This window comes from Asticcacaulis biprosthecium C19 (assembly GCF_000204015.1).
Lineage (GTDB): Bacteria > Pseudomonadota > Alphaproteobacteria > Caulobacterales > Caulobacteraceae > Asticcacaulis > Asticcacaulis biprosthecius.
In genome coordinates this window covers 425,616-444,711 of record NZ_GL883078.1, presented here as the reverse complement: position 1 = coordinate 444,711, position 19,096 = coordinate 425,616, and the positions used below count along the sequence as shown (strand labels likewise).

Below are 19,096 nucleotides of genomic sequence, written 5' to 3'. Positions count from 1 at the left end.
CGACAACGAAATGATCACGGCATTGGGCGGGCTTTGTTGCAGCCCCAGGGCTGTGCGCAGCAGCGACAGCACGACCACGATCCGGATAAACGATGTGGTCATGATGACGATCGACGGCGCCAGCGACAGCACCGTCATCAGCCCGACCAGTTGCACCACCCGCGACGACAGCCCGCCGCCGGTGCCCAGATCGACATTCACCGACTGCGCGACGGCTTCGTAGGGGAAGATCATCATCGCAAAGCCAAGCACGAACGTCCCCAGGACGATCAAATTCATCACCATTCCGCCCTCAGACGCCGGGCGGGCGCCTCGCAAAGGCTCGGGCGCGCGGTCGCGCTGGCCAAAGCCTGACGGCTTTGGGGAGGGGGCGGTGAGTTGCTTTTTCGATTTCACGACAGGGTACTCAGAACAGGTCGTCATCTTGGCTCACCGGAGGGGACGCGGGCTTCGTCGCCGCAGCGGTCGGGGCAGGGCGGGGCGCCGGCTTAAGGCGCGGCTCGATCAGTTCGCGGCCTTCGCCCAGAAGGATCAGCCGTTCTTCGTCATCCAGCCGCACCAGCACCAGGCGGCGCGCAGGGTCCAGCACCAGGGTCTCGACCACCTTCAGCCGGCGTTCGCCGCGTTGGGCCTGCAGACGTGCCATCACCTGCGGCGCATAGCGGCGCAGGACATAGGCCAGGCCCAGGATCAGCCCCAGCACGATCGACAGGGCAAAGACCGCTTTCAGAATATTGAGGAAGTCCATCCGCAACCTTTGGGTACGGGAGGTACCCTTCGGCGGCTATTGTGGCCTTGGAATGGTTAACGCCCGATTTACTTAAAGCCTTCATTAACCAAAAGGTGGGAATAATTTGCCGTACAGCCTCATGCCAAAAAGTGGTTTGCCACTTTTTGGCTAAATATGAGGCGTCAAAAAATAGGGCCGGCCTGTCGGCCCGCTGGTTAGGAGTGCGTCATGAGTTTGACGGACATACCGCTGATGGGCGCGTTGAAGTCCCGTATGGGCTGGCATAGCGACCGGCAAAAGGTGGTGGCCGAAAACGTCGCCAACGCGTCGACGCCGGGTTTCAAGCCGCACGACCTGTCACCGCAGGATTTCGAAAAGATGGTACGCGGGGAGACGCCGCAGGGCAATCTGGGCCTGACCATGACCAACACCCAGCACATGGCACCGGCGACACCCTTTTCGCCAGGCGCCAAGGTGGTGCTGTCGCCGGACTCCGAAACCACCATGGACGGTAACGCCGTGGTGCTGGAAGAGCAGATGCTGCGTATGGCCGAAAGCCGGATGCAGTTTCAGGCGGCGGTCGGCTTCTATGAGAAATCGATGGCGATGATGCGTATGGCCGTGAAGGTTCCCGGCCGTTAAGGAGTAGATTATGGTAAAAGAGATCCGTTCCGACTCCGCTATGGCAGTCGCCGCCTCGGCCATGAAGGCCCAGCAGGCGCGCATGCGTGTTACGGCCGAAAACATCGCCAACGCCAGTTCGCTGGGCACGACGCCGGGCGCCGATCCCTATCGCCGTCAGATTCCCGTGTTCCAGTCGACCAATATCGATGGCGCAACGGGCGTGCGCTTGGCGCGGGTGGTGCCGGATATGAAGGAGTTCGCCACCGAATACGACCCGTCGCATCCGGCGGCCGACGCTCAGGGCTATGTCAAGCGTCCGAACGTCGACACCCTGACCGAATCCATGGACATGCGCGAGGCCCAGCGGGCCTACGAGGCCAACCTCAACGTCATCGAGACGGCGCGCGACATGAACCAGAAAATCCTCAACATCCTGCAGAAATAAGGGCTTAGGCCATGATGACTCCCCTCGCCGCTGCCCGCGCCTATGGCGCCGCTGTCAAGCAGGCCAACACCCTGGGAGATGGCGGGGGCGGGGAGGCCGTGCAGGCGCCCGACTTCGGCAAGATACTGCAAGGTGCCATGGAACAGACCATGAAGAGCACGCAGACGGCGGAGCATATGATGGTCCAGCAGCAGGCCGGCCAGGCCGAACTGATTGATGCCGTGACGGCCGTGTCCAGCGCCGAGCTCCAATTGCAGAGCGTGATTGCTATCCGCGATCAGGTGATTTCAGCGTACCAGGAAATCATGCGCATGCCGATTTGATGGTCCCTAAAGGGGAACCGGTCTGCGAGGACGGACACTTACCTCTTCGCGGTGGGCATCGATAACGGCTTGGGCCTCATGCGCCGTTTTGGTGTCCCGTAAGGCGTCGCCGTAGATCATCTCGCGAACGACCGCATGCACCCGGAAGCACCACAGCTGAAGCATGAGCGGATTGATGAACAACTCCGTCCCGGTCGTACGTGACGTCGTATGGTAGTCACCGAATTCGCCCCGCAAGGCCGCTGCCAGGGAATTGACGACAATGCTCATATGCAGGGGCTGACGCTGGTTGGCATACTCGATGAGGTCTAGCAGAGCCCGACTTTCCCGGGTGTCCGTCGGTAGACTGAAGCTTCCGAGGAAGCCGTTGCGACGGATCATCCTGCTGACGTTTTCCAGGAAGCTATGGTGCGAGACGCCATGGAAATGGTCGATTCCGAAACCTATAGCTGCGAGTATGGCTTGCCCACCCGTAGCGATGTCCGCGGCTACCAGAGACACAGCGTCCTCGCAGACAGTCCCTAGGCCCGGTTCGTCGCCAAAAATGAGACTGTCGGTGCCGCCATCGACGAGGACGACGCGATCAATGGCATGGGTTGTGATAACAGCGCGATATGCATCGGCAATGGGTGCCACTCCCACTCGGTCGAAGGCATAGACCGGAAGTTCGAGCCCCTGTCGTCCAAGCCACTCGCATAGCCATTTTTCAGGAAAGTAAGGAAGTTCCGCTGCCTGCCGGTCCACCCGCCATGCGGCATCGGAGATTCTCTCGCCGCCACACTGCGCAACACGTGTAAATGACAGATTGCCCAATACGACGAAACCACCAGCGGCGACGATACTCAGAGCCAATGGGAGGCCGCAGTAAACATCAAAACCACCGCCGGCGCCGGCGATCAGGACGCGGCGCTCGGGCTGAAACAGCTCGGAGAGGGGAAGAATCATCTGGGTCAGCCGAAAGAGTCGAGTTTTAATCTCATCTTAACCACGTACCCGGCAAAATCGGCCGGGTAAAGCCGGCAGGAATTGCCGGGGCGTAAGACGTGAGGTTGATGATGAGTGGTGCCGAAGTTCTGGGCGTGGGCCGTGATGCCATTTGGCTGACCATCCAACTGTGCACGCCGATCCTGCTGGTCGGCTTGGTGGTCGGTGTCGCCATCGGCCTGTTCCAGGCCCTGACCCAGATCCAGGAAGCCACCTTGATCTATGCCCCCAAAATCATCTGCATCTTCCTGGCCCTGCTGTTGCTGCTGCCGCTGATGGGCACGCTGCTGGCCGGGTTCATGCACGAGGTCGTCAACAAGATCGCGGCGATGTAAGCCGCCATGCTGCTTCAGGAACTTGCCCTGCGCGGAGCGGTCAGCGGGCAAGCCGACGTCACCTCCTATTTTGGCACCGCCACGCAGCTTTGGGCGGTCGGCCTGATCCTCCTGCGTCTGGCCAGCATGATCATGCTGATGCCGGGTCTCGGTGACCAGGCCGTGCCAGCGCGCCTTCGTATCGGCTTGGCCCTGATGCTGGCCCTGGTCATCACCCCGATCGTCGGCAACACCTTGCCACCCCTGCCCAACTCGCTGGGCGATATGCTGGGGATAGCCCTGCATGAGATCATCATCGGACTGATGATCGGGACCCTGATGCGCGTGCTGATCTTCGCCCTGGTCATCGCCGGGGAAATCATGTCGCTTCAGACGACACTGTCGTTTGCCCAGACGGCCAACCCCGCCCAGGCTCAGCCGTCGACCTCGCTGGGCACCTTCCTGGCCATGCTGGGCATGGTGCTGATCTATGCCACCAATCTGCATCACCTGTTTATCCGGGCCATGGTCGATTCCTACCAGGTCTTCGCTCCAACCCGCGATGTCATGGTCGGAGACGCCACCACCTTGATGTTACAGACCGTCACCAAGACCTTCTTGCTGGCCTTGCAGATGTCGGCGCCGCTGATTGCCTTTGCCCTGATCTTCAACATTGCGACCGGGTTTATCGGGCGGATGATGCCGAATTTTCCGGTCTTTTTCGCCGCCACCCCCGTCAGCGTGCTGGCCGGGTTGAGCATCATGGCGCTGGGCCTGGGCGCGACCGGCATGGTGTTCATCGAACACTATGAAGAGCTGCTGGCCTACTTCATCAAAGGGGTGAGCTAGAACATGCACGCCTGGTGGCTTCCCTCCTCCACTATACTCCCCGCAATGCGGGGGAGGTGGATCAGTTGCGGCAGCAACTGAGACGGAGGGGGATTGGGCCCGCCGGCGTGTCGGCTGCCGCCCCGCCTGCCGCGCCAGGAAATCCCCCTCCGACTGCGCGCTGTCGCTTGCAGCCACCTCCCCCGTATAACGGGGGAGTATAGGAGAGTGGAAGTCTGCGTTGTTTTGTCACGTCTAACCCATCCGCAGGCCGCCCATGGCTGAGGAACCCGATAGCGAGGACAAGACAGAAGAGGCCTCCGCCAAGAAACTCTCGCAGGCGCGGGAAAAAGGCGATGTTGCGAAATCTGCCGACTTACCCCAGGCGCTGTCTCTCATCGGGGCATGCGCCGTTATCGCTCTCTATGGTCCCTCCCTGTCAAGCGACCTGGTCGACGACCTGATCCCCTTCCTGGCGCACCCCCAGCAACTGCTGGGTTCGCTGGAAGGCGACGGCGGCGTCACCATTATGAGGGAGATGGTGTTTGCCTTCCTGCCGATCGTCATCATCGTCATGGGCGTGACCTTGCTTCTGGGCATCGGCGGCCATGTCATGCAGACCGGCCTGATGTTCACGACCGAAAAGCTGAAGCCCAGCCTGACCAAGCTGAACCCTATGTCAGGCTTCAAGCGTCTGTTCGGCTTTGATGCCCTGATCCAGTTTGCCAAGACGGTCGTCAAGCTGATCATCACCGGCGCCATCGTGTGGCAGGTGCTGAAAGGCAAGCTGTACGAAATCATGGCCCTGGCCAAGGCCTCGCCATTGCTGATCCTGCCCTATGCCATGGATGTCTTCGTCGCCCTGGCCATAGCGGTGTGCATCTTCCTGTTTATCGAAGGCGCGGCCGACTACATGTGGCAACGCTTCCGCTTCATGCAGCGCATGAAGATGTCCAAGCAGGAGCAAAAAGAAGAATACAAGCAGATGGAAGGCGACCCGCACATCAAGGCCAAGCTGCGCCAGATCCGCATGGAAAAATCTCGCCGCCGTATGATGTCCAACGTTAAGGACGCCACCGTGGTCATCACCAACCCGACCCACTATGCCGTAGCACTGCAGTTCGAGATGGGCCAGATGCAGGCGCCACTCTGTGTCGCCAAGGGCGTCGACACCCTGGCGCTCAAGATCCGCGAAGAGGCCGGCAAGCACAATGTCCCGATCGTTGAGGACGTGCCTCTGGCGCGGGCGCTCTATGCCGCCATCGATGTCGACGAGACCATCCCCGAAGAACATTTCGCCGCCGTTGCCCAGGTGATCAGCTTCGTCCTGGCGAAGAAGCGCCGCGGGTTCTGATAACCCACGGATTCTTATAAATTTTGAATCAGCGCGCACTTTCGTCAAATGGGATACACTCTGGTCTGTGATTCGCTGCTCGGGCGATTGCCGCCCGCACAGCCACGCGTTGTGTGAGGATACCGCTTTGCCCGATAGTCAAGGTGCCGAAATCAAACCCGCCGCGGAAAGCGTAGCCCAGCCTGCTGCTTCCAGCCCTGGCGTTTCCCAGCCTGGCGTTTCCAAGCCTGCCGCTGCGAAACCGACTGCCAAGGGGAAACTGGCACGACTGGAAAAGATAGCCAGTCCCATGAGTCTGGCCATCGTCGCCGGCGTTGTGGCGACGGCGTGTTTCGGCGTGTGGCTGGTGGCGGGCAAGCTGCCCATCGGCGTCGTCCTGGCCATTATCCTCGTTGCCTTTGCCGGTGTCATCTTCCTCGGCATGTTTGCGTTCAATACCGAAGAGGAAATCCTCAGCGCCGAGGGCTTCACCGGTTCCGACATTGTCGGTGCCCTCGAAGAACCGGCCGCCGTCGCCGGTTTCGATGGTCATATCCTCGCCGTCAATGCCGCCTGGCGCGATGCCGGCGGTGGCCAGCGTCGCCTGCCGCAAGGCGACGAAGCGCCCGCCCTGTTCGTGGCCCTGCGTGAAGCCAAGTCGCAAGGCCAGGGCCGCGCCCTGGTGCGTCTGGGTGGTTTTGATTACGAAATGGTCGCCTCGCGCCTCGGCGAAGATTTGGTCCTCGTCCGCGCCGCCTCGCAAGGCGTTCTGGGCAACGGCCTGATGCTGCATCATGAAGACGTCAATCCGATCAAACAGGCCGGCTTCCTGCTTGACGACAGCGAGGCCGAAGTCAAGGCCGAGATGCCGCCGGCCGAGATGGACGCCTTTGCCGGGTCCGCCCCATTCGGCGCCGCCCTGATCATCGACAATGCCGGCAATGGCGACCTGTTCGCCTCACGCATCAAGGACTACAACACCGTCTTCGCTGCCCTGGTCGAAAAGACCCCGGACGACCTGAAGGGGCTGGATTTCGGCGCCCTGGTCACCGAGAATTCGCGCGCCGACCTGACCGAAAAGCTGCGCACCGGCAAGGCCGGGCCGTTCGACATCCAGTTGACCGCCAAGGCGACGCGCTCGGTTCAGATCTATGTCTCGGCGGTTGCCGGCGGCTTCAGCCTGTTCCTGTTCGATGTGTCGGAACAGAAGAAGCTGGAACAGACCCTGGTCCAGTCGCAGAAGATGCAGGCCATCGGCCAGGTTGCCGGCGGCATGGCGCACGACTTCAACAACCTGCTGACCGGGTTCAAGTTCCGTAACGACCAATTGCTGCTCAACCACCCCCTAGGCGATCCGTCCTATGACGACCTGAACGGCATCAAGCAGATCATCGTCCGCGCCGAGGACCTGGTGCGCAACCTGTTGGCTTTTGCCCGCAAACAGACCGTCAAGCGCGTCACCATGAATGTCGGCGAAATGGTCAGTGAGGCCGAGGTCCTGCTGCGCCGTCTTGTGCGCGAGGACGTCAAGTTGGAGACCGATTACGGCCGCAACCTGCCCAATGTCCATGTCGACAAGGGGCAGATGGAAATGGTCATGATGAACCTGGTCGTCAACGCCCGCGACGCTATGAAGGCCCAGGGCGGCGGCAAGGTGATGATCGCCGCCAAGGCCCTGACCCAGGCTGAAGCCAAGTGGCGCGGCTGGGACACGGCTCCGGCCCAGGGCGCGGCTCTGATCGAGGTGTCGGACACTGGACCGGGCATCCCGCCGGAGATCATCTCGCAGGTCTTCGAGCCCTTTTTCACCACCAAGCCGCTGGGCGAGGGGACGGGCCTGGGCCTGTCGACCGTGCACGGTATCATCGCCCAGGCCGGCGGCCATATCCAGATCGACTCCAAGCTGGGGCAGGGTGCGACCTTCCGCATCTTCCTGCCGGTCTGGGTTGAAGAGGAAAAGGCGCCCGCCGCGCCCAAGCCGGAGGCCGCGGCCAAGCCGGTGCCCAAGGACCTGTCGGGCGTCGGCCGTATCCTGTTCGTCGAGGACGAGCAGATCGTGCGCGGCATTGCGGCCCATCTTCTGCGCCAGCGCGGCTATGAGGTGATCGAAGCCTGCGACGGCGAAGAGGCTCTGGAGATCATCGAGGCAGAGAACGGCAAGTTCGACCTGCTGATCTCGGACGTCATCATGCCGGGTCTGGATGGTCCGTCGATGCTGAAACGCGCGCGGCCGATGATCGGCAATGTGCCGGTGATGTTCATCTCGGGCTATGCCGAGTCGGAATTCTCGGACCTGCTGGAAGAGGAAAAGAACGTCAGCTTCCTGCCCAAGCCCCTGGACATCAAGACCTTGGCGGAGAAGGTCAAGGAGCAACTGGCGGCGTAGGAAAATGAGTGATGCTGGCCTGCAAAGGGCCGTTTTCTGCGCTTCCGGTGCTCACGTACTGAGTTCCAGCGTGCTACCGCTTCGCTCCTTGAGCACAGCACGCTCCGCTCCGGTTCTCGAAACCCGCCCTTTTCGGCTCAGCCTTGAAGGCGAGCCTGACCCATTTTCGGAACGATCATTTTTGCGGGCGTTTGCGGTCGGACGGAACTGCGCTGCGTTCCGGCGCTTCGCAGACGCTTTTGCCGCGAACGCGGATCGTCTGTGTTTCACCCTGATAGGTAATCTTCAGCTTGCCCTTGACGATGTAGGCGCCCCAGTTATCGGCACCGCTGGCCTGTTCGATGACGAGGTCCTGGGCCACGGTCAGCCCGGTGGTCTTGTCTTCAAAGGTCGCGGTCGAATGCTCTTCGCCGCGGTTGCCGCCTGAAGCGCGCAGGCTGAGGACCTGGCCGTCGACCTTGATATAGGCGCGGCCGCCAACATCTTCGAAGATGGCGCGAGACGGATCTTCGGCGGGCTCGCGTGCCAGCCAGGTATAGCAGTCGCCCTCATGGCCTTCGCCGGCCGCCAGTTCTTCGACGGTGAAGGAGGCGGCGGAAGCCGTTACGGGCAGAAGCAGGCCGGCCGCGGCCGCCAGAATGAATTTACGCATATGAAGTCCCTCCCTGTGTTCAACCAGAATAACAGATATCTTCGCCGCCTACCTCAAGAACCTGACTTTGACCTTTGTAGTCGACCCGTAGCGTCCCCTTCAGATGAAGCGTGTCACCGTCAGGATGCAAGTCCTTACGGGTTATGGTGATTTTCTGCTCGACCTGGATACCGCGCCGCGTGTCGACATAAAGCTCGTAAATCTCCTTGTCCTTATAGGCGTGCTTTATGGAGCTGAGATACGAGACCTTTCCGTCGATTTTGAAGTAGGCGCCGTCACCGCTGTTCTCGAGGATCGATGGCGGCCCGCTGTCGTCGACGGCTTTGGCATTCTCCCGCCATAGACGCAGATAGCAATCGCCCTCGTGGCCTTCGCCCGGAATGATCTCATCGATGGTGAACGTGGCGGCGGATGCGATCACCGGCAGAAGCAGCAGCGCGGTCGTCATCAAGATCAGTTTACGCATGTCCTTCGCTTTTCTTCCAGAGTTGTCTCATTGCGGTGCGGAAGCGACGCAGGCATATTCCCCCAAGACCTTGATCGTCTGATGCCGACCACCGTAAGTCACCTGCATTTCACCTTTGAGATCGCGGACTTCAACGCCCTCGTCGGTGATATCGGTGCGAATCGTCTTGAGTTGCGCGGCGACCTTTACGGCGGGAAGCTGATCCTGGCTTCGCAACGCGGCACTTTCGTAGGTGTATTGACCCACGGGACGAAGCGGATAGACCTCGCCGTCTACCTTGACATAGGCGCGTTCCCCGTCGCTTTCCAAAACGGCAGGTCTGACGCCATTCTGGGTTTTCGCGGAACTGCGCCACAGCACGACATAGCATTCTGAGGCGATTCCCTCGCCGGGTGACAGGTCATCGATGGTGAAGGCCGGTGCCGCGTGGGCGCCGGAAGCCAGCGCAGCCCAAAGCGATACTGCAACAAAGGTTTTCATGATATCCCCCAACATACCCAACACAGTTAATCACGACTTGGCCATTTCGTAAATCCGGTGCAGGATTTCGCTATGACGACAGCCGAAGACATCATCGCCAAACTGGACCTGAAGCCCCATCCGGAAGGTGGTCACTACCGCGAGACCTTCCGAGATCCGCGCCGTATCAACGGCCGCAGCGCGTCGACGGCGATCTATTATTTGCTGAAGGACGGCGAGGTGTCGCACTGGCACCGCGTTGACGCGGTCGAGGTCTGGCACTGGTATGGCGGGGCACCGTTACGTTTGGCGATCCATGATCGGGGCGCGACGGTGTTGCATGTGCTTGGACCGCACGAGCCGCAGGTCGTGGTGCCGGCTGGCGCCTGGCAAGGGGCAGAATCGGCGGGAGACTGGACGCTGTGCGGATGTACCGTGGCGCCGGGCTTCACGTTCGAGGGCTTCGAAATGGCCCCGAAAGGCTGGTCGCCCTGAAAGAAACCCCTCTCCCCGCCTCCTGGGAGAGGTAATTTACACCACCGGCGCCGCAATTCGCTCCAGCCGGTCGATCAGTCTCTGCCGCTCCGCCGTATACCCCTTGTAGTCCAACTGCTCCGGCGTCAGTGCCTCCAACTGCTCGATCAAAGCCCGGGCCAGTTGCGGGCCTTCCAGGTGCGATTCCATCGCCTCCATCGGATCAATCATGATCCGGATCGTAAACAGGATATCTCCCGACCGTGGCAGCTTGCGCAGGGTCTGGCGCTCCAGCCGGAAAAACACCCTGTCCGCAATATTCCCGTCGCCGAACCGCTTGACCTGGTTGCCGGGCTCTGGATGATACAGCACGTCATCGCCGTACAGAGACCAGTTCCACCGCACGACTGGCACCTGCAGATTATCGAACATCCGGTTGATCAGGTCGTTATTACGCGACCCTTCGCCAAAGCCTGGAACCGGGCCATGCACCTGATGCATCGGCTTGCCGAACTTGTCGCGCAGCCGCCACGACGACGGAAAACACAGACACCCTGCCGCCAACCGCCAGCCGTCCTCGCCCTTGCGCATGATGACCAGATCATCCTGGACCAACTGCGATGCGGTCAACAACGGCGGCACGAAATCGTCCAGCCGCACCCGTCGGAAAGCTTGCGGCAGCGCGACCGCAGTCCCATCCAGCCGGTACTGGCCCGGATAGCGTTCCAGCAGATGCGGAATCAACAACTCCAGAACCTCGGCCTGGGCGTCTTCGGTACCGGGCTCGACGGCAAGCACCTCGTCGGGGTGCCGAGCCAGCACCCTGTCTTTTTCGTCAAGATGACCGCACAGATGCTGATCAACATCGATCCACTCGGCCGGGTCGAGCGGCTTCAAACCGATGGTGAACAGCTTCGATGAGCCGTCGTAAGGCGTGTGCAATGTGCGCATAAAACCGTCTTAGCCCCTAGCTGCCGGCTCAGCAACTGCGGCTGCCTTTAACCCTCAAAGTCATAGTCCGGCCTTTATGGGTCACGGTCAGCCTTCCCGTCACCACCTCAGTGACCCAGCCATCCGTATCGGTCGAACTGTTGGTGACCTTCAGGTTTTCCTCCACCACGGTCTGGCGGTCGTCGCTGTGGAAGAAGCGGTGAATGTCGCTGTCACCGTTATCACCGGCAAACAGACTCAGCCGGACATAGCCCCCGTCGATGCGGATATCACCCTGGCTAAGCGTATCGTCTACAAAGATATAGCCATCGTCGAACCATGAGTCGGCGCGCTGCAAACCGATGAAGCAACCGCCGACATAGCCTTCATCGGGAACCAGCGTATCGACGCGAAAACCCGAACTGGCCAGTACAAGACCGAGACTCAAGGCTGCCAGACTCATCATTCCCCCTCCCTCACTCGTTGCAGTCTTAGCACAGCTTTCGCGCAACAAAAATCCGGTCCAGGCGGGCCTGAACCGGATTTTCAAACTTGATGCCAAGTGGCTGCTTATTTCTTGAGGAAGCCGCCGAACTTGTTGTTGAAACGCGAGACGCGGCCACCGCGGTCGAGCAGGGTGCCGGTACCACCGGTCCAGGCCGGGTGCGTGCGCGGGTCGATGTCGAGGTTCAGCACGGCCTCAGGCTTGCCGTAGGTCGAGCGCGTCCGGTAGGTCGAACCATCAGTCATGGTAACCGTGATCCAGTGGTAATCGGGGTGGCCTTCTTTTTTCATCGTCGTGTTCCTTCACGTCCAGCCAGCATAAGCGCGGACGCCGAATAATTGAATGGTCGCGCGACATACATGATGACGCGTTGCAGCGCAAGCCATTACTGTTTAAAGCCGGGGCCATGGCTGACTCCTCCCCCCAGATCGAAAACACCGACCGTCCCGGCGCCGGCGCCGAGCTTATCGGCGATATGCGCGCCACCGCGGCCCGGCGCGCCAAGACCCGCGACCTGCGCCCGCTGATGCGCCTGGGGCCGTATCTGTGGCGGCAACGGGTCAATGGCCTGTTCATGCTGTTGTTCCTGGCCATTTCCTCGGCCACCTTGCCGGTGATGACTTTTATCGCGCGGGAACTGATCGACAAGGGATTTGGCTCGGGTCAGGTTGCCGAACTGAACAAATGGTTCGTCGTCCTGGGCGCGGTCGCCCTCGTCATGGCGCTGGCAACGGCACTGCGCTACTTCTTTATCACCCGCATGGGCGAACGCATTGTCGCCGACCTGCGCGAAGACGTCTTCGGCCATATCCTGAAGCTCGACCCAGGTTTCTTTCTCAAGATGCGCACCGGCGAGGTCATCTCGCGCCTGACCGCCGACATTCAGATCATCGAAACCTTGGTGGCGGCCTCGATCTCGATCGCCCTGCGTAACCTGCTCAGCTTCGTCATCGGTCTGGCCCTGATGATGGTGGTGTCGCCGAAGCTGACCCTGATGGTGATGGGACTTTTCCCCTTCATCCTCGTGCCGCTGATCACCTTTGGCCGCCACGTCGGCAAGGTAACGCGCGAAACCCAGGACATGTTTGCCCGCGCCGTCGGTTTTGCCGGCGAATCGCTGGATGCGCTGGAAACCGTCCAGGCCTTTGTGCGCGAACGCTTCACCCAGAACCGTTTCAATGAGGGCGTCGAGGCCGCCTACACCAAGTCGGTGTCGCGTATCGTGACCCGCGCCACCATGACCGCCATGGTGATTTCGCTGGTCTTCGGCGGCACGTCGGTTGTGCTTTGGTTGGGGGCGCAGGATGTCCTGCATGGCCGTATGTCGAACGGCGTTCTGATCCAGTTCGTCATGCTGGCCATCTTCACCGCCGGTTCGGTGGCCAATCTCAACGAAACCTGGGCCGATGTCCAAAAGGCTGCCGGTGCCATGCTGCGCATCGATGAACTGCTGCGCTCGGAGCCCAATATCCAGGCGCCAAAAGACGCCGTCGCCCTGCCGGTGCCGGCGAGGGGCGAGATCCTGTTCGACAGCGTCAACTTCGCCTATCCGTCGCGGCCCGAGACCCCTGTGCTGGACGGCTTCAGCCTGCATATCAAACCGGGCGAGACCGTCGCCTTGGTCGGACCTTCGGGGCGGGTAAGTCGACCGTGTTCAAGCTGCTGCTGCGCTACTACGAGTTCGAGACCGGCACGATCGCCCTGGACGGTGTCGATATCCGCCGCGCCGACCCCAAGGCGGTGCGCGAACGCATGGCGCTGGTGGCTCAGGATACGGCGCTGTTTTCGGGTTCGCCGGCCGACAATATTCGCTTTGGCCGCGAAGGCGCCAGCGACGACGACATCCGCGCCGCCGCGACGAAAGCCCAGGCCCTCGGCTTTATCGAGGCCCTGCCGGAAGGTTTCGATCATCCGCTGGGCGAACGCGCCCGCTCGCTGTCGGGTGGCCAGAAACAGCGCCTAAGCATCGCCCGCGCTCTGGTGCGCGACGCCCCGGTCCTGCTGCTGGACGAAGCGACCTCGGCCTTGGACGCGGAAAACGAACGCCTGGTCCAGGCAGCGCTCAACGAAGCCATGGCCGAACGCACCACATTGGTGATCGCCCACCGCTTGGCGACGGTGCTGAAGGCCGACCGTATCGTGGTGATGGAGCATGGTCGCGTGGTCGACAGCGGCACGCACGAGGAACTGGTGGCGCGCGACGGTCTGTATGCCCGGCTGGCGGCCTTGCAATTCGGAGGATAGGAGGCGGCGGCCATGATCGACGGTCCGGATTTTACCTCGGCGGTGCGTGCGATCGTTGCCGATGATCGCGCCAGCCTGGTTCGCCTGCTCGACGCCGGCCCCCACCTGGTAAAGACCGCATCGGTGGAAGATCCGCGTGGCAAGGCGGCGGAAGCCTCATTCCTGACCGACATTGCCCACTATCTCTATGCTGGCGACACCTTACTGCATATGGCGGCGGCCGGATTTCGCCGGCGCATGGCCGAGGACCTGCTGAGCCATGGCGCGGATATATCCGTCCGCAACCGTCGGGGCGCCCAACCGCTGCACTATGCCGCCGATACCAACCGCGTCCTGCCCGGCGCCCAGGCCGAAACGATCAATGTGTTGCTAAAGGCCGGGGCCGATCCCAATGCCATCGACATGTCGGGCGTGGCGCCGCTGCATCGTGCGGTCAGGACACGTGGCTCCGCCGCCGTCGAGGCGCTGCTGGCGGGTAGCGCCGATCCGAATCTGAAGAACGGCAATGGTTCCGCGCCCCTGCACCTGGCCTTGCGCACGACCGGCCGCGGTGGCAGCGGCACGCCTACGGCGAAACGGGAGCAGGCGGAGATTATCCGCCTGTTGCTGGCGGCGGGAGCCAACCCGGACGCCTGCGATGGCCAGGGGCAGTCGGCGCGCGAGGTAGCAGCGTCGGTCGGAATCGACATCTGAACCAATATGGCCGTATTTCCTTCGCGTCTTCGCGTGAAACCTCTTGTCTTCCGAAGTTGATGAGGCGGAGGCGCCACAAAAAGTATCTCACGCGAAGACGCGAAGACGCGAAGACGCAAAGACGCGAAGGTTGAAACCTAACCCGCGAACATCGTGGTCGGAAGGCCGGTATGGCCGCGCAGGCTGGCCTTCGGGATCTCGAACAGCGTCCCCGCCTGCGGATCGTCGGCATCGACCGGCGGCTGGGCGGCGGTCGTCACGAACATGCGGTCGAGGTTCGGACCGGCAAAGGTCATGCTGGTCGACTGTTTCGCCGGCACCTTGATCTCGAAATCGATCGTGCCGTCCGGCTTGAACCGCGTCACCCGGCCGCCGTTGTAATGCGATACCCAGATGCCGTCCTGGGCGTCGACCGTCACCCCGTCCGGCAGACCTACACCTTTGGGGAAGGTGTAAAACACCCGCTTGTTCGACAGCGCTCCATCGGCCGCCACGTCGAAAGCGTAGACGATGCCCTCCGAGGTTTCGTTGTGGTACATGCGCGTGCCGTCGCGGTTGAAGCCCGGCCCATTGGTGCACAGATAGGGGCTGTCGACCTTATGCACGCTGAGGTCCGGATCGATCCGGTACAGCGCCGCCGTCTTCTGGTTGAACGGCATATGCATGGTGCCGGTCCACAGCCGGCCGTGTGGGTCAACCTTGCCGTCGTTAAGCCGGTTATCCTTGTTTTCCGGTTCGATCTCGAACAGCGGCGTCAGGCTGAACGGCTCCAGGGTCAAGGCATGGACTGTGCGCAGTATGGCGCACAGAAACCCGCCGGACTTGCGCAGCACGACCCAGTCGATCAGGTCGGGCATGTCCCAATGCTTCAGCGCGCCGTCGCCCAGACCATAGGCGTGCAGCTTCTTGCCGCGGATGTCGACCCAGTAGAGTGTGTTGTCACGCTCGGACCACAGCGGGCCTTCGCCCAGGATCGAGCCCGGCGGGCTGATGGCCTTCGGCGTTTCCCCGGCCCTAACCAGGGACGGCATGGCGGCCAGGCTGAGACCTGCGGTGAGCGCGCTACGGCGTGTGATCATCCCAGTCATTTGCGTTATCTCCTCAACGTCTTTTTCGCGAAGGAGGCACGTAAAACCGCCCACCTGTCAAGCACGGCGTGAATTTTACAAAAGACTGATTTGTAAGATAATAATTCAGGCCGAGTGTTGATGGAAGATGGTGAGCACTGTCGATACTCCCTCTCCCCACTTGAGGGGAGAGGGTAGGGGTGAGGGGTTGGTTCGGCCAGAAACTGAAAGAGTTGAACGTCATCTCCCGATCGCCCACGCTTCGCTCGGTTCTCGTCCTCTCCCCCTGGCACCTGCCGGCAAAGCCGGAGAGCACGTACGTCTTACTTCGCCAGTTTCAGCTTTTCGATCAACTGCGGATGCAACTCGGTATTGGAACAGACCAGTTCACCACTGATCAGCGGCGATGCATCACTGTCGATCGAGCTGAACTTGCCGCCAGCTTCGGTGACCATCAGCAGGCCCGCCGCCATGTCCCACGGCTTGATGCCGCGTTCCCAGAATCCGTCGAACTGACCGGCCGCCACATAGCACAGGTCCAGCGAACAGGCGCCGTTGCGGCGGATGCCGACCGTGCGCTGCATGATTTGGTGCAGGTCTTTCAGCGCCTGAGCGTGGCCGGGCTTGCCGATAAACGGCACGCCGGTACCGATCAAAGACTCATCCAGGTTCTTTCGGCCCGACACCCGCAACCGACGATCATTATGATAGGCGCCCTTGCCCTTTTCGGCCCAGTACAGGTCGTTCGTCACCGGATTGAAGGTAACGCCGGCGACGATCTCGCCGTCGCGTTCCAGCGCTACCGTGCAGGCAAAGTGCGGAATGCCATGCACAAAGTTGGTGGTGCCGTCGATAGGATCGACAATCCAGCGGTGAGTCTTGTCGGTGCCGATGGTTTCACCGGTCTCTTCGCCCAGAAAGCCGTAACCCGGACGCACCCGGGTCAGTTCTTCCAGCAGGGCGGCTTCGACGCGCTTGTCGGCGGCGGTGACAAAGTCGCCAGGCCCCTTCTTGGAGACCTGAAGCTCGGTCACCTCGCCAAAATCGCGGGCGACACCTTTGCAGCCCTTGCGCACGGCGCTGACCATGACCTGGATGAGAGAAGATTGCAGTACCGTGACCATGGTGGACCTTGCGAAGAGAGATTTACAATGTGAGGTGAACGGTTACGCCGCTCAGTCGTTCTTGATATTGCTTTTCGTCTTGGGGACGCCATCCCGGGCTGCCGAAGTCGAGGAACTGTCCGTCACATCCGTCGTACCGTTGACGGTCAGGGAGTTGCCACTGCGCTTGGCGTTTGGATTGTCGTTCTCGACGCTGGTGTCGGACACCATGGTGGCCGTAGTTGACGAAGTCGCGTTCTGGCCCTGAACCGGCAGGGAGACGCCGTTTTGTACCGAGAGTTTGGGCTTGTCACCGGCCATGGCCAGTTGTCCGCCAATGCCGAGAACCAGAACGCCGCACGCCAGAAGTACTTTCTTCATCGTCAAGCCTCCGCAGGAGAGCCAGACCTCCAGCTCCGAAACGCCGTTCTCTTAGCACGGGCATCTCGAAGCCGGAATGGCAGTTGCCGCAACTGTGATTAGTCCGCGCGCTTCATATATTCGCCGGTCTCGGTCGAGACCACGATACGTTCGCCGGTGCCCATGAAGGGCGGGATCATTATGCGCATGCCGTTTGAGGCGATGGCCGGCTTGTAGGACGACGACGCGGTCTGACCCTTGACGGTCGGCTCGGTCTCGACGACTTCCAGCACGACCGTGTCGGGCAGGCTCATGCCGATAGCCTTTTCGTCGTGGAATTCGATGACCACGACCATGCCGTCATGCAGGTAGCGGACCTGGTCTTCACCGACCCATTCCTTGCTGAGGCTGATCTGTTCGTAATTGGCCTGGTCCATGAACACCAGCATGTCGCCGTCTTCGTACAGGTACGAATGGTCACGCTGTTCCAGAACCGCGCGCTCGACCGTGTCGTCGGAGCGGAAACGCTCGTTCAGCTTGGTACGGGTCACCAGGTTCTTCATCTCGACCTGAGCGAAAGCGCCACCCTTGCCGGGCTTCACATGCTCGGTCTTGACCACGGTCCACAGGCCGTTCTGGTATTCCAGGATCATGCCCGGCTTGATGGTGTTGGCGTTGATTTTCATGGATTCGACTTGTCAAAGAAGGATTTTTGTTGCGGCGGGTACTAGCGGTTTACAGGTGCAAAGGCAAGCACGCTTTGACGCCGGGATGGGACGGGGGTAGGGTTGGATAAATGGAGACTCCGGAATGTATCGTAAATCTCTCACGCTGACCGCGCTGTTTCTGTGTGTCGCCGCCTGCTCTCCCAAGCCGTCACCCCAGACCGAAAGCGCATCGGCACTTTCGGCTGTCGCTGGCGACCGGGTTGACTGCATAGCGCCCGCCGGGCCGAAGACGACGGCGGACGAGCTGAAGTCTGAGTACGGTAAGGATCTGGTTTTCGGCGATGTCGGCGGACCGGAAGGCACGCAGTTGATGGGCGCCATCCTGTACCCCGACGATCCCAAACGACGCATCGATATCGTGTGGTGGGACGAGGCGAAGACGGTCGTCTCGACCGTTCGGGCCCGCGGCGAAGACAGCCGCGTCACCGGACCCCTGGGAATCCATATCGGCACGCCCCTGGCCGAGGTCGAAACCGCAAACGGCAAGCCCTTCCTGATCTCGGGTTTCGGTTGGGATTACGGCGGCTATGGCGACTTCACCGGTGGCAAGCTGAGCAGCGAGGTGGCCGGCTGCCATATCTCGCTGCGCTTCGACAATGTCAGCGGCGACGGCGTCGTCGCCGATGGCATCATGGGCGAGGTTCAGGTCCAATCCGACGATACGCGGGTGAAGGCCTACGCGCCGGTGGTGACGGAAATCTCGGTCGGCTGGCCACTGCCGCAGGGCGTGAAACCGGCGGCTCAGTAATCACGCTATCGCCGCCAGCAACGCCTTTACCCCGGCAGCCGGGCCGTCGGGATGGTTCCACACCGCACCCGACACCGCGATAAAATCAGCCCCGGCTTCGGCCACTTCCCGCGCATTATCCGCAGTAATGCCACCGATGGCGACGCACGGCGCCTCCATGCTTTCCTGCCAGATGGTTAGGGTTTCCAGCTCCGCCATGTGCTCGACCGTCTTGGTTTGGGTCGGATAGAAGGCGCCGAAGGCAACATAGTCGGCCCCGGCGTCGGCCGCGTCCATGGCCAGGTGGCGCGAATTGTGACAGGTGACCCCGATCATGGCCTTAGGCCCCAGGATGCGGCGGGCCTCCTTGAAGGCTATGTCCGACTGGCCAATATGGACGCCGTCCAGGCCGAGTTCCTTCGCCAGGTCGGCATGGTCGTTCATCAGCACCGCGACGCCATGGGCATGCGCAATGGGGGTCAGCACCCGCGTCACCGCGCGGATGTAATCCGGCGGCGTGTCCTTCAGGCGAATCTGCAGGGCGGCGACCTCGCCGGCGGACAGGGCGGCTTCGAGGTCGCGGGCAAAGGCCTGAGCATCGGCGATTTGCGGCGGGGTGATGAGGTAAAGGCGGCAATCCATGGCGCCTGCAATAAGCAAGAAGCCCCGATGACGCAAGATTCGTCACGCGCCCCTTATGTCGAATTTATCCACAGACGGT

General features: G+C 61.4%; 23 protein-coding genes and 2 pseudogenes. 11 read left to right on the top strand and 14 right to left on the bottom strand.

The window, feature by feature from the left end:
• Both ABI_RS12480 and ABI_RS12475 read right to left on the bottom strand, forming a co-directional pair.
• Window positions 1-285 (bottom strand): annotated as a pseudogene (locus ABI_RS12480) (flagellar type III secretion system pore protein FliP); the annotation flags it as partial.
• Window positions 286-406: 121 nt separating this feature from the next.
• The gene (locus tag ABI_RS12475; protein ID WP_006273362.1) at window positions 407-748 is read right to left on the bottom strand and encodes a FliO/MopB family protein; all 342 of its coding nucleotides are present in this window, start codon (window positions 746-748) and stop codon (window positions 407-409) included.
• Window positions 749-958: 210 nt separating this feature from the next.
• Between ABI_RS12475 and flgB the strand changes: the two genes are divergently transcribed.
• Genes flgB through fliE form a run of 3 tightly spaced genes read left to right on the top strand, consistent with a single transcriptional unit; the run spans window position 959 to window position 2,122 of the window.
• On the top strand, window positions 959-1,372 hold the full coding sequence (gene flgB, locus ABI_RS12470; protein WP_006273361.1) for a flagellar basal body rod protein FlgB: 414 nt from the start codon (window positions 959-961) through the stop codon (window positions 1,370-1,372).
• 10 nt (window positions 1,373-1,382) lie between these two features.
• Window positions 1,383-1,799 (top strand): flagellar basal body rod protein FlgC, encoded by a 417-nt coding sequence (flgC, locus tag ABI_RS12465; RefSeq protein WP_006273360.1) that lies wholly within the window; start codon window positions 1,383-1,385, stop codon window positions 1,797-1,799.
• A 14-nt stretch (window positions 1,800-1,813) separates the two neighbouring features.
• Window positions 1,814-2,122, top strand: a complete 309-nt coding sequence (gene fliE / locus ABI_RS12460) for a flagellar hook-basal body complex protein FliE (RefSeq protein ID WP_157138927.1) — start codon at window positions 1,814-1,816, stop codon at window positions 2,120-2,122.
• A gap of 6 nt (window positions 2,123-2,128) precedes the next feature.
• Here the strand turns inward: fliE and ABI_RS12455 are convergent, their stop codons facing one another.
• On the bottom strand, window positions 2,129-3,067 hold the full coding sequence (locus ABI_RS12455; RefSeq protein ID WP_006273358.1) for a DUF1152 domain-containing protein: 939 nt from the start codon (window positions 3,065-3,067) through the stop codon (window positions 2,129-2,131).
• A gap of 110 nt (window positions 3,068-3,177) precedes the next feature.
• Here ABI_RS12455 and fliQ point away from each other — a divergent pair, with 110 nt between their 5' ends.
• The 4 genes from fliQ to cckA all read left to right on the top strand — a co-directional run bounded on the left by fliQ (window position 3,178) and on the right by cckA (window position 7,967).
• Window positions 3,178-3,441 carry a flagellar biosynthesis protein FliQ gene (gene fliQ, locus ABI_RS12450; protein WP_006273357.1) on the top strand — a complete coding sequence of 88 codons (264 nt, stop codon included), beginning with the start codon at window positions 3,178-3,180 and terminating at the stop codon, window positions 3,439-3,441.
• 6 nt (window positions 3,442-3,447) lie between these two features.
• A complete protein-coding gene (fliR, locus tag ABI_RS12445; RefSeq protein ID WP_006273356.1) occupies window positions 3,448-4,269 on the top strand; it encodes a flagellar biosynthetic protein FliR in 822 nt (273 codons plus the stop codon).
• Window positions 4,270-4,525: 256 nt separating this feature from the next.
• Window positions 4,526-5,602 (top strand): flagellar biosynthesis protein FlhB, encoded by a 1,077-nt coding sequence (flhB, locus tag ABI_RS12440; protein WP_006273355.1) that lies wholly within the window; start codon window positions 4,526-4,528, stop codon window positions 5,600-5,602.
• A gap of 289 nt (window positions 5,603-5,891) precedes the next feature.
• Window positions 5,892-7,967, top strand: coding sequence for a cell cycle histidine kinase CckA (gene cckA / locus ABI_RS12435; RefSeq protein WP_157138881.1), 2,076 nt, complete (start codon window positions 5,892-5,894; stop codon window positions 7,965-7,967).
• Window positions 7,968-8,142: 175 nt separating this feature from the next.
• On the opposite strand, the gene ABI_RS12430 is transcribed toward cckA, so the two are convergent.
• Genes ABI_RS12430 through ABI_RS12420 form a run of 3 tightly spaced genes read right to left on the bottom strand, consistent with a single transcriptional unit; the run spans window position 8,143 to window position 9,565 of the window.
• Window positions 8,143-8,619 carry a hypothetical protein gene (locus ABI_RS12430; protein ID WP_006273353.1) on the bottom strand — a complete coding sequence of 159 codons (477 nt, stop codon included), beginning with the start codon at window positions 8,617-8,619 and terminating at the stop codon, window positions 8,143-8,145.
• Between the two features lie 19 nt (window positions 8,620-8,638).
• Window positions 8,639-9,085: a hypothetical protein gene (locus ABI_RS12425; protein ID WP_006273352.1), complete on the bottom strand. Its 447-nt coding sequence runs from the start codon at window positions 9,083-9,085 to the stop codon at window positions 8,639-8,641.
• A 27-nt stretch (window positions 9,086-9,112) separates the two neighbouring features.
• A complete protein-coding gene (locus ABI_RS12420; RefSeq protein ID WP_157138880.1) occupies window positions 9,113-9,565 on the bottom strand; it encodes a hypothetical protein in 453 nt (150 codons plus the stop codon).
• A gap of 72 nt (window positions 9,566-9,637) precedes the next feature.
• Between ABI_RS12420 and ABI_RS12415 the strand changes: the two genes are divergently transcribed.
• A complete protein-coding gene (locus tag ABI_RS12415) occupies window positions 9,638-10,039 on the top strand; it encodes a cupin domain-containing protein (protein ID WP_006273350.1) in 402 nt (133 codons plus the stop codon).
• 36 nt (window positions 10,040-10,075) lie between these two features.
• Here ABI_RS12415 and ABI_RS12410 read toward each other — a convergent pair whose 3' ends face one another.
• The 3 genes from ABI_RS12410 to rpmE all read right to left on the bottom strand — a co-directional run bounded on the left by ABI_RS12410 (window position 10,076) and on the right by rpmE (window position 11,743).
• Window positions 10,076-10,969, bottom strand: coding sequence for a heme-dependent oxidative N-demethylase family protein (locus tag ABI_RS12410; RefSeq protein WP_006273349.1), 894 nt, complete (start codon window positions 10,967-10,969; stop codon window positions 10,076-10,078).
• A 28-nt stretch (window positions 10,970-10,997) separates the two neighbouring features.
• Window positions 10,998-11,411 carry a hypothetical protein gene (locus tag ABI_RS12405; RefSeq protein WP_006273348.1) on the bottom strand — a complete coding sequence of 138 codons (414 nt, stop codon included), beginning with the start codon at window positions 11,409-11,411 and terminating at the stop codon, window positions 10,998-11,000.
• Between the two features lie 107 nt (window positions 11,412-11,518).
• A complete protein-coding gene (gene rpmE / locus ABI_RS12400) occupies window positions 11,519-11,743 on the bottom strand; it encodes a 50S ribosomal protein L31 (RefSeq protein ID WP_006273347.1) in 225 nt (74 codons plus the stop codon).
• A gap of 116 nt (window positions 11,744-11,859) precedes the next feature.
• Between rpmE and ABI_RS12395 the strand changes: the two are divergent.
• Both ABI_RS12395 and ABI_RS23710 read left to right on the top strand, forming a co-directional pair.
• A pseudogene (locus ABI_RS12395) lies at window positions 11,860-13,697 on the top strand (ABC transporter transmembrane domain-containing protein).
• A gap of 12 nt (window positions 13,698-13,709) precedes the next feature.
• On the top strand, window positions 13,710-14,390 hold the full coding sequence (locus tag ABI_RS23710) for an ankyrin repeat domain-containing protein (RefSeq protein ID WP_006273344.1): 681 nt from the start codon (window positions 13,710-13,712) through the stop codon (window positions 14,388-14,390).
• A 137-nt stretch (window positions 14,391-14,527) separates the two neighbouring features.
• Here the strand turns inward: ABI_RS23710 and ABI_RS12385 are convergent, their stop codons facing one another.
• The 4 genes from ABI_RS12385 to efp form a co-directional block, all read right to left on the bottom strand.
• The gene (locus ABI_RS12385) at window positions 14,528-15,478 is read right to left on the bottom strand and encodes an SMP-30/gluconolactonase/LRE family protein (RefSeq protein ID WP_006273343.1); all 951 of its coding nucleotides are present in this window, start codon (window positions 15,476-15,478) and stop codon (window positions 14,528-14,530) included.
• A gap of 302 nt (window positions 15,479-15,780) precedes the next feature.
• Window positions 15,781-16,581, bottom strand: a complete 801-nt coding sequence (locus ABI_RS12380; protein WP_006273342.1) for an inositol monophosphatase family protein — start codon at window positions 16,579-16,581, stop codon at window positions 15,781-15,783.
• Between the two features lie 51 nt (window positions 16,582-16,632).
• On the bottom strand, window positions 16,633-16,941 hold the full coding sequence (locus ABI_RS12375; protein WP_006273341.1) for a hypothetical protein: 309 nt from the start codon (window positions 16,939-16,941) through the stop codon (window positions 16,633-16,635).
• A gap of 98 nt (window positions 16,942-17,039) precedes the next feature.
• Entirely contained in the window at window positions 17,040-17,606 is a 567-nt protein-coding gene (gene efp, locus ABI_RS12370; RefSeq protein WP_006273340.1) for an elongation factor P, read from the bottom strand.
• A gap of 124 nt (window positions 17,607-17,730) precedes the next feature.
• Between efp and ABI_RS12365 the strand changes: the two genes are divergently transcribed.
• A complete protein-coding gene (locus ABI_RS12365) occupies window positions 17,731-18,396 on the top strand; it encodes a hypothetical protein (RefSeq protein ID WP_006273339.1) in 666 nt (221 codons plus the stop codon).
• On the opposite strand, the gene thiE is transcribed toward ABI_RS12365, so the two are convergent.
• A complete protein-coding gene (thiE, locus tag ABI_RS12360; protein WP_006273338.1) occupies window positions 18,397-19,017 on the bottom strand; it encodes a thiamine phosphate synthase in 621 nt (206 codons plus the stop codon). It lies immediately after the preceding gene.
• Between the last annotated feature and the right edge of the window lie 79 nt (window positions 19,018-19,096).

Bases quoted from the DNA above. Each gene is read 5' to 3' on its own strand.
- ABI_RS12430 (WP_006273353.1), bottom strand. From the start codon at position 8,619: ATGCGTAAATTCATTCTGGCGGCCGCGGCCGGCCTGCTTCTGCCCGTA.
- ABI_RS12365 (WP_006273339.1), top strand. From the start codon at position 17,731: ATGTATCGTAAATCTCTCACGCTGACCGCGCTGTTTCTGTGTGTCGCC.
- thiE (WP_006273338.1), bottom strand. From the start codon at position 19,017: ATGGATTGCCGCCTTTACCTCATCACCCCGCCGCAAATCGCCGATGCT.
- ABI_RS12380 (WP_006273342.1), bottom strand. From the start codon at position 16,581: ATGGTCACGGTACTGCAATCTTCTCTCATCCAGGTCATGGTCAGCGCC.
- ABI_RS23710 (WP_006273344.1), top strand. From the start codon at position 13,710: ATGATCGACGGTCCGGATTTTACCTCGGCGGTGCGTGCGATCGTTGCC.
- cckA (WP_157138881.1), top strand. From the start codon at position 5,892: ATGAGTCTGGCCATCGTCGCCGGCGTTGTGGCGACGGCGTGTTTCGGC.
- ABI_RS12410 (WP_006273349.1), bottom strand. From the start codon at position 10,969: ATGCGCACATTGCACACGCCTTACGACGGCTCATCGAAGCTGTTCACC.
- efp (WP_006273340.1), bottom strand. From the start codon at position 17,606: ATGAAAATCAACGCCAACACCATCAAGCCGGGCATGATCCTGGAATAC.
- fliQ (WP_006273357.1), top strand. From the start codon at position 3,178: ATGAGTGGTGCCGAAGTTCTGGGCGTGGGCCGTGATGCCATTTGGCTG.
- ABI_RS12415 (WP_006273350.1), top strand. From the start codon at position 9,638: ATGACGACAGCCGAAGACATCATCGCCAAACTGGACCTGAAGCCCCAT.
- flhB (WP_006273355.1), top strand. From the start codon at position 4,526: ATGGCTGAGGAACCCGATAGCGAGGACAAGACAGAAGAGGCCTCCGCC.
- fliE (WP_157138927.1), top strand. From the start codon at position 1,814: ATGACTCCCCTCGCCGCTGCCCGCGCCTATGGCGCCGCTGTCAAGCAG.
- ABI_RS12425 (WP_006273352.1), bottom strand. From the start codon at position 9,085: ATGCGTAAACTGATCTTGATGACGACCGCGCTGCTGCTTCTGCCGGTG.
- fliR (WP_006273356.1), top strand. From the start codon at position 3,448: ATGCTGCTTCAGGAACTTGCCCTGCGCGGAGCGGTCAGCGGGCAAGCC.
- ABI_RS12455 (WP_006273358.1), bottom strand. From the start codon at position 3,067: ATGATTCTTCCCCTCTCCGAGCTGTTTCAGCCCGAGCGCCGCGTCCTG.
- ABI_RS12385 (WP_006273343.1), bottom strand. From the start codon at position 15,478: ATGACTGGGATGATCACACGCCGTAGCGCGCTCACCGCAGGTCTCAGC.
- ABI_RS12375 (WP_006273341.1), bottom strand. From the start codon at position 16,941: ATGAAGAAAGTACTTCTGGCGTGCGGCGTTCTGGTTCTCGGCATTGGC.
- flgC (WP_006273360.1), top strand. From the start codon at position 1,383: ATGGTAAAAGAGATCCGTTCCGACTCCGCTATGGCAGTCGCCGCCTCG.
- ABI_RS12405 (WP_006273348.1), bottom strand. From the start codon at position 11,411: ATGAGTCTGGCAGCCTTGAGTCTCGGTCTTGTACTGGCCAGTTCGGGT.
- flgB (WP_006273361.1), top strand. From the start codon at position 959: ATGAGTTTGACGGACATACCGCTGATGGGCGCGTTGAAGTCCCGTATG.
- rpmE (WP_006273347.1), bottom strand. From the start codon at position 11,743: ATGAAAAAAGAAGGCCACCCCGATTACCACTGGATCACGGTTACCATG.
- ABI_RS12475 (WP_006273362.1), bottom strand. From the start codon at position 748: ATGGACTTCCTCAATATTCTGAAAGCGGTCTTTGCCCTGTCGATCGTG.
- ABI_RS12420 (WP_157138880.1), bottom strand. From the start codon at position 9,565: ATGAAAACCTTTGTTGCAGTATCGCTTTGGGCTGCGCTGGCTTCCGGC.